Annotated in this window: 9 protein-coding genes; 6 read left to right on the forward strand and 3 right to left on the reverse strand. The window is 72.6% G+C overall.

The genetic code is table 11. The annotated features are described in order from the left end of the window. Positions 1 to 45 precede the first annotated feature (45 nt). Positions 46 to 504 carry a metallopeptidase family protein gene (locus JK359_RS09605; protein WP_201834004.1) on the reverse strand — a complete coding sequence of 153 codons (459 nt, stop codon included), beginning with the start codon at positions 502 to 504 and terminating at the stop codon, positions 46 to 48. 284 nt (positions 505 to 788) lie between these two features. On the opposite strand from JK359_RS09605, the gene JK359_RS09610 reads away from it, so the two are divergent. The 6 genes from JK359_RS09610 (at position 789) to JK359_RS09635 (ending at position 6,652) form a co-directional block, all read left to right on the forward strand. Beyond that, positions 789 to 1,211, forward strand: coding sequence for a DUF3499 domain-containing protein (locus tag JK359_RS09610; protein WP_201833929.1), 423 nt, complete (start codon positions 789 to 791; stop codon positions 1,209 to 1,211). Between the two features lie 222 nt (positions 1,212 to 1,433). Next, entirely contained in the window at positions 1,434 to 2,798 is a 1,365-nt protein-coding gene (locus JK359_RS09615) for a phosphomannomutase/phosphoglucomutase (RefSeq protein WP_201833931.1), read from the forward strand. Positions 2,799 to 2,896: 98 nt separating this feature from the next. After that, the gene (locus JK359_RS09620; protein ID WP_190018705.1) at positions 2,897 to 3,067 is read left to right on the forward strand and encodes a Trm112 family protein; all 171 of its coding nucleotides are present in this window, start codon (positions 2,897 to 2,899) and stop codon (positions 3,065 to 3,067) included. Between the two features lie 55 nt (positions 3,068 to 3,122). After that, entirely contained in the window at positions 3,123 to 4,250 is a 1,128-nt protein-coding gene (locus JK359_RS09625; RefSeq protein ID WP_201833933.1) for an SIS domain-containing protein, read from the forward strand. A gap of 97 nt (positions 4,251 to 4,347) precedes the next feature. Then, positions 4,348 to 5,499, forward strand: a complete 1,152-nt coding sequence (gene manA / locus JK359_RS09630; protein WP_201833935.1) for a mannose-6-phosphate isomerase, class I — start codon at positions 4,348 to 4,350, stop codon at positions 5,497 to 5,499. A gap of 172 nt (positions 5,500 to 5,671) precedes the next feature. Further along, complete coding sequence (locus tag JK359_RS09635) at positions 5,672 to 6,652, forward strand: cation diffusion facilitator family transporter (protein ID WP_201833937.1); 981 nt, start codon at positions 5,672 to 5,674, stop codon at positions 6,650 to 6,652. A gap of 97 nt (positions 6,653 to 6,749) precedes the next feature. On the opposite strand, the gene lepB is transcribed toward JK359_RS09635, so the two are convergent. Next, on the reverse strand, positions 6,750 to 7,427 hold the full coding sequence (gene lepB / locus JK359_RS09640) for a signal peptidase I (protein WP_201833939.1): 678 nt from the start codon (positions 7,425 to 7,427) through the stop codon (positions 6,750 to 6,752). A 272-nt stretch (positions 7,428 to 7,699) separates the two neighbouring features. Then, a complete protein-coding gene (locus tag JK359_RS09645) occupies positions 7,700 to 10,054 on the reverse strand; it encodes a fructose-specific PTS transporter subunit EIIC (RefSeq protein WP_307788031.1) in 2,355 nt (784 codons plus the stop codon). Positions 10,055 to 10,555 lie beyond the last annotated feature (501 nt).

The following is a 10,555-nucleotide window of genomic DNA, read 5'->3' on the forward strand; positions in this document are numbered from 1 at the left end:
GGGACGGGCCACGGCACCCACGAACCCAGGGCGCCGGAAACCGGCCTAGTCCTCCCCGTAGCGCGGATCCACCGTCTCCGGCGTCAGCCCGAGCAACTCGGCCACCTGCTCCACGACGACCTCGTGCACCAGGGCGGCCCGCTCGTCCCGCCCCTTGGTCCGGATCTCCACCGGCCGCCGGTACACGACCACCCGGGCCGGCCGCCCGTCACGCGCGGGGACGATCCCCCCGAGCGGTACGGCCTCGTCCCCCCACGCCACCACCTGATCGCCGCGGCCCTCCAGCCGCGGCACCTCCAGCACCTGGAAATCGATGTCGGCCAGCTGCGGCCACCGCCGTTCGAGACGCTCCACGGAGTCCTGCACCAGGTCCGCGAACACCTCGGCACGGCTGGCCGCCAGCGGCACCTGCGGAGGCGCGATCGGCCCTCGCATGCCCCGCCCGTGGCGATCACGACGACGAGGCCCCGGTGCGGCGGCACGGGGCGGTACACGGTTGTCCATCACTGGTGAAGCGTAGTCCCCGCACCCTCCGCCCGTCCGTCCCCCGCGCGGCAACCGGCCGTACGTACCCCCGTGTCGCAGGTTGACCATTCCGGCCAAGGTCTGGCTCGTTTCCGTAACCCTCCAAGACCGCCGAACACAAGGCAATTGACGTTGTTTGTACCGACTCGTGACCCGACGCGATGGGGCCCGGAAGCCCCCGAATGGCCGTCACCGCAGGTCAGTGAGGCCCACTCGAAAGAGTGTGTGGGGCGTTTCACAGCCCGACACAGTGGAGTGACCTGGTGGAGAGTCGTCGCGGCCCGCTCAAGAGTGCGGTACCGTCCATCGTCGTGAGCCCTGTACGTCGCTGTTCGCGCACCGCCTGCGGCCGACCCGCCGTCGCGACGCTGACGTACGTCTACGCCGACTCGACCGCGGTCCTCGGCCCGCTCGCCACCTACGCCGAACCCCACTGCTACGACCTGTGCGCCGAGCACTCCGAGCGCCTCACCGCCCCGCGCGGGTGGGAGGTCGTCCGCCTCCTCGACGGCTCCGCGCCGGCCCGGCCCAGCGGGGACGACCTGGAAGCGCTCGCCAACGCCGTGCGCGAGGCGGCCCGCCCGCAGGAGCGCGCCGCCGAGGCCGGCGGCGGAGGCCGGGGGGCGGACCCCATGGAGGTGGCCCGTCGCGGCCACCTGAGGGTCCTGCGCTCACCGGACAACTGACAGACCCGCGCTCCCGGACGACGGAGGGACCCGCACCCTTCGGAGCACGCAGGCCCGCCCCAGGAGCGCCACCCGACGCCACCCCCGCCAGGCGTGACGATTCGCCCCGCCCACGCGTTACGGCTGGGGACCCACCGAGTGTCCAGCCGGTGTCCGCGCACCGCGCCCTTACCCCGGACGGGTAGTTTGTGGGCACCCATAGGACTTTCAGGAGGGTTGGCCGTGGCTGCTGATCTGTCGCAGATCGTGAAGGCGTACGACGTACGCGGAGTGGTCCCGGACCAGTGGGACGAGGCACTGGCCGGGCTCTTCGGCGCAGCCTTCGCGGAGGTGACGGGAGCGGCGGCCATCGTCGTCGGCCACGACATGCGGCCCTCCTCCCCGGCCCTCTCCCGCGCCTTCGCACGCGGCGCGGCGGACCGCGGCGTGGACGTCACCGAGATCGGCCTGTGCTCCACGGACCAGCTGTACTACGCCTCGGGCGCGCTGAACCTGCCCGGCGCGATGTTCACCGCCTCGCACAACCCGGCCCAGTACAACGGCATCAAGATGTGCCGTGCGGGCGCCGCCCCCGTCGGCCAGGACACGGGCCTGGCGCAGATCCGCGAGCTGGCCGAGCGCTGGCTGGCGGAGGGCGCCCCGGAGCCGGTGGGCCGGCCGGGAACCCTCTCCTCCCGCGAGACGCTGGAGGACTACGCGGCGTACCTGCGCTCGCTGGTCGACCTGACCTCCGTCCGCCCGCTGAAGGTCGTCGTCGACGCCGGCAACGGCATGGGCGGCCACACGGTCCCCTCCGTCTTCGCCGGCCTGCCTCTGACCCTCGTCCCGATGTACTTCGAACTGGACGGCACCTTCCCCAACCACGAGGCCAACCCGCTCGACCCGGCCAACCTCGTGGACCTGCAGAAGCGCGTCCCGGCCGAGGGCGCCGACCTCGGCATCGCCTTCGACGGCGACGCCGACCGCTGCTTCGTCGTGGACGAGAACGGCGACCCGGTCTCGCCGTCCGCGATCACCGCCCTGGTCGCCGCCCGCGAACTGGCCCGCAACGGCGGCACGGGCACGGTCATCCACAACCTGATCACGTCCCGCACGGTCCCCGAGGTCGTCCGGGAGAACGGCGGCTCCCCGGCCCGCACCCGGGTCGGCCACTCCTTCATCAAGGCGGAGATGGCCCGCACCGGCGCCATCTTCGGCGGCGAGCACTCCGCCCACTACTACTTCAAGGACTTCTGGAACGCCGACACGGGCATGCTGGCCGCCCTGCACGTCCTCGCCGCCCTCGGCGGCCAGGACGGCCCGCTGTCCGCGCTCGTCGCGCAGTACGACCGCTACGCGGGCTCCGGCGAGATCAACTCCACCGTCGCCGACCAGACCGCCCGCCTCGCCGCGATCCGCGCCGCGTACGAGGACCGCGCCGACGTCACCCTGGACGACCTCGACGGCCTCACGGTCGCCGCCGCCGACTGGTGGTTCAACGTCCGGCCCTCCAACACCGAGCCGCTCCTGCGCCTGAACGCCGAGGCCAAGGACGAGGCGACCATGACGAAGATCAGGGACGAAGCCCTGGCGATCATCAGGAGCTGAGCCCGACGCCGCTGAGCGCCCCCGAACCCCAGCCCCACGCCGCCGCCGGCGGTACGCTGACCAGCGGCTAGACAATCAACCCGCCGAAGGGACACCTCATGCCGCTCGAAGCCGGCCTCCTGGAGATCCTCGCCTGCCCGGCCTGCCACGCCCCCCTGAAGGAGCAGGACACCGAGCTGATCTGCACCGGCCAGGACTGCGGCCTCGCCTACCCGGTCCGCGACGGCATCCCGGTCCTGCTCGTCGACGAGGCCCGCCGCCCGCAGTGACGAGGCCCGTCACCTCGTAGGACCCCAGGACACCCGGCGATCGGAGGCCCCGCCCATGCTGGACGAATCGCTGCTCGACACCCCGGAGGGCCTCGCCGAGGCCGACCGCCGCGGCCTGCTGCGCGGCGCGGCGGAGGCGGGCGCCCGCGTCCGCACCGCCGCCCGGCACGCCGTCGAGGCCGGCCTCGACAGCCTCAAGCCCGACGGCCGCCCCCGCGCCGTCCTGATCGCGGGCCCGGGCGCCGCCGCCGCCCACACCGCCGACCTCCTCGGCACCCTGGCCGGCGCGGGCAGCCCCTTCGTGCGGCTGCCCCCGAACGGAGTCGCCCCCGCCGCCGGAGCCCTGCGCTGGGACCTCCCGGGCTGGGCCGGGTCGGTGGACCTGCTGCTGATCGCCACCCCCGACGGCACCGAGCCGAGCCTCTCCCTCCTCGCCGACCAGTCCTACCGCCGGGGCTGCTCGCTCGTCGCCGTGGCCCCGCCCGGCACCCCGCTCGCCGAGGCGGTCGCCGGCGCTCACGGCCTCTTCGTACCGATGGCGACGGCCCCGTACGACCAGGCGGAACCGCTCGCCGCGTCCTCCTCGGGCGTCTTCTGGGCGCTGCTGACCCCGCTGCTGGCGCTCCTGGACCGGATCGGCCTGATCGACGCCCCGCCGGAGGCCCTGGAGAAGATCGCCGACCGCCTGGACCACGTCGCGGAGGGCTGCGGCCCGGCCATCGCGACCTACAGCAACCCGGCCAAGACCCTCGCCGCCGAACTCGCCGACGCGCTGCCCGTGCTGTGGACGGAAGGCGCCTCCGCCGGCCCGGCGGGCCGCCGCTTCGCCGCCGCCCTCGCCGAACTCGCCGGCCGCCCCGCCCTGGTCGCCGAACTCCCCGAGGCCCTGGCCGCGCACAACGCCCTGCTGGCAGGCCCGCTCGCCGCCAGCGCCGACCCGGACGACTTCTTCCGCGACCGCGTCGAGGAGGCACCCGCGCTGCACGCGCGCGTGGTGCTGCTCCGCGACCGCCCGCTCAGCGGCCTCACCGCCGCCCCCGCCGCCCGCGACCTGGCCCTCAGCCACGACACCCCGATCAGCGAACTCGAACCCGAGGAGGGCGGCGAACTGGAAACCCTCGCGGAACTGATCGCCGTCACGGATTTCGCCGCCGTTTACCTGGCGCTCGCTTCGGGGGCCTGATCTGACTCCTGGCCGACCGACCGCGCCGCCCACCGGCGGCGCGAGAAGAAGCGACAGCGCCGGCTGAGCCGCGTACGTACGGAGACAGAGAAGACACATGGACCGCCTCGACAACACCGTCCGCCCCTACGCCTGGGGTTCCCCCACCGCCATCCCGCACCTCCTCGGAACGGAGCCGACCGGCGAACCGCAGGCGGAGATGTGGATGGGAGCCCACCCCGGCGCACCCTCGCGCACCGCGCGCGGAACCCTCGTCGAGGTCATCGAGGCCCACCCGGAGCAGGAACTAGGTGCCGGCGCGGTCGCCAAGTTCGGCCCGCACCTGCCGTTCCTGCTCAAGATCCTCGCCGCCGGCGCACCCCTCTCCCTCCAGGTGCACCCCGATCTGCAGCAGGCCAAGCAGGGATACGCCGACGAGGAGCGCCGCGGCATCCCGGTCGCCGCCCCGCACCGCAACTACAAGGACGCCAACCACAAGCCCGAACTGATCTGCGCCCTCACCGAGTTCGACGGGCTGTGCGGCTTCCGCGACCCCGTCCAGAGCGCCGACCTGCTCGCCGGCCTCGGCGTCGACTCCCTCAAGCCGTACGTCGACCTGCTGCACGCCCACCCCGAGGACGCGGCCCTGCGCGAGGTCCTCACCGCGATCCTCAGCGCCGACCCCGAGGAGATGGCCCACACGGTCGCCGAGGCCACCGCCGCCTGCACCCGCCTCGGCGGCGCCTACGCCCCCTACGCCGACATCGCCCACCACTACCCGGGCGACCCCGGCGTCATCGCGGCCATGCTGCTCAACCACGTCCGCCTCCAGCCCGGCGAGGCCCTGTTCCTCGGCGCCGGCATCCCGCACGCCTACCTCAGCGGCCTCGGCGTCGAGATCATGGCCAACTCCGACAACGTCCTGCGCTGCGGCCTGACCCCCAAGCACGTCGACGTCCCCGAACTCCTGCGCGTCGTCCGCTTCGAGGCGAGTGACCCGGGCGTGCTGCGCCCCGAGGCCTCCCCGGACGGCGAGGAGGTCTACGAGACGCCGATCGACGAGTTCCGGCTCTCCCGGTACGTCCTCCCCGAGGGCGGCAGCGCCCACGACGTCACCCTCGGCACCCCGCAGATCCTGCTCTGCACGGCCGGCTCCGTCCGGGCCGGCGAGCAGGAACTGGGCGCCGGACAGTCGGTCTTCGTCCCGGCCGGCGAGAAGGCGGAGATCTCGGGCGCGGGCACGGTCTTCCGCGCCACCGTGATCGTATGACCCGGGCTGTGGACAGCCGGTGATCATATGACCGGGGTTGTGGACACCTGACGCGCCGCTGCCCGGCCGGGCTGCAAGAATGGCCCACCGGCAAAGGCCGGGCAAAGCCGGGTACACGCGTGGACGGCGTGGACGTACGACGGTGACAGAGGCGAAGGGACAACGCGGACACATGAGCGCGTCAGGCGGTACCAAGGCGATCGTGGCGGCACTCGGCGCCAACCTCGCGATCGCGGCATCGAAATTCGTGGCGTTCGCGTTCAGCGGCTCCTCGTCGATGCTCGCCGAGGGCGTCCACTCGCTCGCCGACTCCGGCAACCAGTTCCTGCTCCTCGTCGGCGGCAAGAAGGCCCAGCGCGAAGCCACCCCGCAGCACCCCTTCGGGTACGGCCGCGAGCGTTACATCTACGCCTTCCTGGTCTCCATCGTCCTGTTCTCCGTCGGCGGCATGTTCGCCATCTACGAGGGCTACGAGAAGATCGTCCACCCGCACGAGGTCGAGCACTGGTACTGGCCGGTGGGCGTCCTCGTCTTCGCGATCATCGCCGAGGGCTTCTCCTTCCGCACGGCCATCAAGGAGTCGAACGAACTGCGGGGCAAGCTGTCCTGGTCGCAGTTCATCCGCCGCGCCAAGGCGCCCGAGCTGCCCGTCGTCCTGCTGGAGGACTTCGGCGCACTCATCGGTCTGGTCCTCGCCCTCTTCGGCGTCGGTGTCGCCCTGCTCACCGGCGACGGCGTCTGGGACGGCATCGGCACGGTATGCATCGGTGTCCTGCTCGTCCTCATCGCCCTGGTCCTGGCCGCCGAGACCAAGTCGCTGCTGCTCGGCGAGGCCGCCGGCCTCGAGGACGTGAAGAAGATCGAGGCCGCGATCGTCGACGGCCGGGACGTCACCCGCATCATCCACATGCGCACCCTGCACCTCGGCCCCGAGGAACTGCTGATCGCCGCCAAGATCGCCGTGCAGCACGACGACACCGCCGCCGAGGTGGCGAGCGCCATCAACGCCGCCGAGGCCCGCATCCGCGCGGCGGTCCCCATCGCCCGCGTCATCTACCTCGAGCCGGACATCTACGACGAGGCCGAGGCCGCCAAGGGCCCGGACCCGGCGGCCACCCCCGGCGGCCCGAACCCCCACCCGGCCGCCCACTGACGCTCCGACCCGGCCCTGCTCGACAGAGCCCTGCCCGGTACGGCGGTGTCCGGCAGGGCCCGGTGCGGCAGGGCGTCGTCCGGTACGCCGACCGCCCTCAGACCGGCTGGGTCGGCCAGGGCGCGGGTGGCACCGCCGCCTTCCGCCGCCGTACCACCAGGAAGCCGATCCCCAGCCCGGCACCGGTGAGGACCATCGCCCCGCCGAGCAGCAGGGCCGTACCCAGCAGGGCCGGACCGGTACGGTCGTCCGTCACCCGTCCCTGCACGGCATCCACGGGGACGGTCCCACCGTGACCCTCGTCGAAGACACGGGAGTCCACCGAGTCGGCCCGGTGGTCGCCCATCAGGAACAGCCGGCCCTTCGGCACCTTCACGTCGTACGGCCGGCGCATGCCGTCGGCATCGCCCCCGAAGACGTAGGGCTCCTCGACCGGCTTCCCGTTCAGCGTGACCCGCTGCTCGGTGCCGACGGTCGTGCAGCAGGCCACGCGGTCACCGCCCACGCCGATGACCCGCTGCATGACGACACCGCTACTGCCGTAACGCCCCGGCATCGAGAACAGCACGACGTCACCCCGCCGCACCTCGCTCCCGTCCAGCCGCTGCCAGATGATGTGGTCGCCCCGCTCGTACGTCGGCGCCATGCTCTGGCTGGGCACGGTGCCCCTGCCGTACTCGCTGCGCCCGTACAGGGCGCCACCGCCGGCCAGCAGCACCCCGAGCAGCCCCACCACGAGCGCCGCGATCCCCAGTCCCCGCCCTCTACGCGCCATGTCACACCCTCCCCATGCGGCCCGTCCGCGGCGCGGAGAATAGCGGCTCCCCGTGAACGCTCGGTACGGGTCGTCCCGGCGGCCCGGGGCGGTGGCGCGAGGCCGGTCCGCTCACCCCCCCCACCTCGGCTCCGGGCACCGCACCTCGGCTCGGGGCACTGCGCCTCGGCTCTCTCACACCCCCTTGGCTCCCGTCACCGCAGCTCGGCTCGCTTTCACCCCTTGGCTCCTCTCACCGCAGCTCGGCTCGCTCTCGCCCCCCTCGGCTCCGCTCACCCCACCTCGGCGAGCACGCTGAGCACCGCGCGCTCGTCCCGTGCCGCCCGCAGCCGCTCCCGGAACCCTGCGTCCATCAGCTTCCGGGACAGCAGCGAGAGGATGCGCAGATGCTCGTCACCCGCGGCTGCCTCCGGTACCGCAATCATGAAGATCAGCCGGGCCTTCGTACCGTCCGGCGACCCCCACTCGACGCCCTCAGCCGACCGCGCGAAGCCGACGACCGGCGCGGTCACCGCATCCGTCTTGGCGTGCGGGATCGCTATCTCCTCGCCGAGCCCGGTGGTCCCCTGCTCCTCGCGCCGCAGGGCGGCCGCCACCAGCTCTTCCGCATCGGCCACCCGGCCACTGCGCGCCAGCAGCTCCGCCATCTCCCGGATCGCGGCCTCCTTCGCCACCGCACCGAGCGTCACGCGCACCGTCCGCCCGGTCAGGTGCCCGGACAACACCTCGGGCCCACCGGACAACACCTCGGGCCCATGCGCAGCCGCGTCAGCCTCCACCGCCGTCGCCGGAATATCCCTCGCATCCGTCTCCGAGGCTGCCGCGGGAATGTCCGTCGGGTCCGTCTCCGAGGCTGCCGCGGGAATGTCCGTCGGGTCCGTCTCCGACGCTGCCGCGGGAATGTCCATGGAGGCCGTCTCCCCCTCCGGCACGTCCACCGCAACGGTCTTCGCCTCGCGCGCGTCCTGCGGGGCTTCTTCCGCCACGGTCCCCGCCTCGCCGGCCGTACTCCCCGCACTCGCGCCCTGCACCATCCCGGCCCCGGCCACCGCGGCCCCGGCCGCGACGGCGCCGACCGGTGAGAGGTCCCGCCGTGCCGGGTCGGGTACGACCGCGACGGCCGGCGCCGGCCCCGCCGTACCGGAAACAGCTCCCGCACCCTCCGTGCGACCCCGGCGCCCGCTCACGTCGACCAGTGCCACCGTCGCCAGCGCGGTCACCACCGTGCCGATCGCCACGGCCACGAAGAACATCGGCACCCCGCTCACCGCACCCAGCACCGCCACGATCGGCCCCCCGTGCGGCACCGCGTCCTTCACCCCGGCCAGTCCCGCCACCGCGCCGGCCACCGCGCCGCCGAGCATGTTCGCCGGGATGACCTGGGCCGGTCGCGCCGCGGCGAACGGGATCGCGCCCTCGGAGATGCCGAAGCACCCCATGAACAGCGCCGCCAGACCCGTCTCGCGCTCCTGCCCGGTGTAGAGCCCCCGCCGGACCAGCGTGGCCAGGCCCTGACCGAGCGGCATCACCGGGATCGCCGCCGCGCACATGCCCATCACCGTCTGGTTGCCGCTCGCGATGAGCCCCGCCCCGAACAGGAACGCCGTCTTGTTGACCGGCCCGCCCATGTCGAACGCGATCATCAGGCCGAGGATCGCGCCGAGCAGTACCGCGCTCGTACCGGTCATCCCGCCGAGCCAGCTCGTCAGATGCTCGAAGACCCAGGAGATCGGCTTGCCGATGACGTAGACGAAGAACAGCCCGAGCGCCGTCGTCGCCACGATCGGGATGACGATGATCGGCATGATCGGCTGCACGAACCTCGGCACCCGGACCTTCTTGATTCCCAGCACCAGATACCCGGCGAGGAATCCGGTCACGATCGCCCCGATGAAGCCCGCGCCGGCCTCGGAGTCGTAGAGGGCCCCTGTGTTCGCGATCCAGCCACCGATCATGCCCGGCACCAGCGCGGGCCGGTCCGCGATCGCATACGCGATGTAGCCCGACAGGACCGGGACCATCAGCTGGAAGCCGATACCGCCGATCGCGTTGACGTGCGCCCAGAACGTGCCGTCCGGGATCACATAGCCCTTGGCCGTGGCGTGGCCGCCGAGCGCGAGCGAGACCGCGATCAGCAGACCGCCGACGACGACGAACGGGATCATGTACGACACGCCGTTCATCAGCGCCTTGTACACCGGGCCCCGCTCCCTGCCGGCGTCCGGCGGCGGCCCCGCCGGCCGGCCGCCGGCTGCGTCCGCCCCGTGCACGGGCGCCGACCGCACCCGCTCGAGCAGCTCCTCGGGGTGCCGGATGCCCTCGGCGACTCCGACCGTCAGCACCCGCTTGCCCACGAAGCGACTCAGGTCGACGTCCTTGTCGGCCGCGACGATGACGCCGTCCGCATGTCTGACATCGTTGTCATCCAGGATGTTCTCGGCCCCGATGGATCCCTGCGTCTCCACCTTCATCTCGATGCCGCGACTGGCGGCGGCCTGCGCGAGCTTCTCCGCGGCCATGTACGTGTGCGCGATGCCGGTCGGGCAGGCGGTCACCGCCAGCAGCCGCAGCCGTTGCCCCTCGTCATCGCGGCCACCCGTGGCGGGTGGGCCGGCCGGACTGGTCACGTCGGTCTCCTCACGTTTCGCCGTGCGCGGCGCCGTCCTGACACCCCGCGAACGGAACCGGAACTCCCGGTCCCCCAGCATCCTGCACCACCTCACCCTCGTCTCGAAGGCATAAAAATCCCAGTTCAAGCCGGTCTGTCGCCCCTGGTTCCACGGTTTCCGCACAACCACCGCCCTCCGCTCCGGCCGCTCGAACCACCCGCCGAACGGCCCGAAGTATGCGGAGGCGGACTGGGGTCGACCGGGGCGTCCGGTGTAGCTTGGGACAGAGCCAGACGTCGCTGCTGATGGCGGTCGGGCGGTCCGACGCGGACCGACCGAGGGAGAGAGGGCCTCCGACGGACTGCGCTGCGCGCACGTGGGCATGCCTGTGTCCTCTTTTTCGGGCACCCCTGTGTCCGCCGCCGCGCAGACCAGCCGTACCCACCTCGCCCCAACCCCGAGGAGCAGCTCGCAATGACGACTGTCGACAACCGACAGGACTTCAAGGTCGCCGATCTC

The organism is Streptomyces actinomycinicus, assembly GCF_016741775.1.
GTDB lineage: Bacteria > Actinomycetota > Actinomycetes > Streptomycetales > Streptomycetaceae > Streptomyces > Streptomyces actinomycinicus.

Bases quoted from the DNA above. Each gene is read 5' to 3' on its own strand.
- JK359_RS09605 (WP_201834004.1), bottom strand. From the start codon at position 504: ATGGACAACCGTGTACCGCCCCGTGCCGCCGCACCGGGGCCTCGTCGT.
- JK359_RS09620 (WP_190018705.1), top strand. From the start codon at position 2,897: ATGCCGCTCGAAGCCGGCCTCCTGGAGATCCTCGCCTGCCCGGCCTGC.
- JK359_RS09625 (WP_201833933.1), top strand. From the start codon at position 3,123: ATGCTGGACGAATCGCTGCTCGACACCCCGGAGGGCCTCGCCGAGGCC.
- manA (WP_201833935.1), top strand. From the start codon at position 4,348: ATGGACCGCCTCGACAACACCGTCCGCCCCTACGCCTGGGGTTCCCCC.
- JK359_RS09635 (WP_201833937.1), top strand. From the start codon at position 5,672: ATGAGCGCGTCAGGCGGTACCAAGGCGATCGTGGCGGCACTCGGCGCC.
- lepB (WP_201833939.1), bottom strand. From the start codon at position 7,427: ATGGCGCGTAGAGGGCGGGGACTGGGGATCGCGGCGCTCGTGGTGGGG.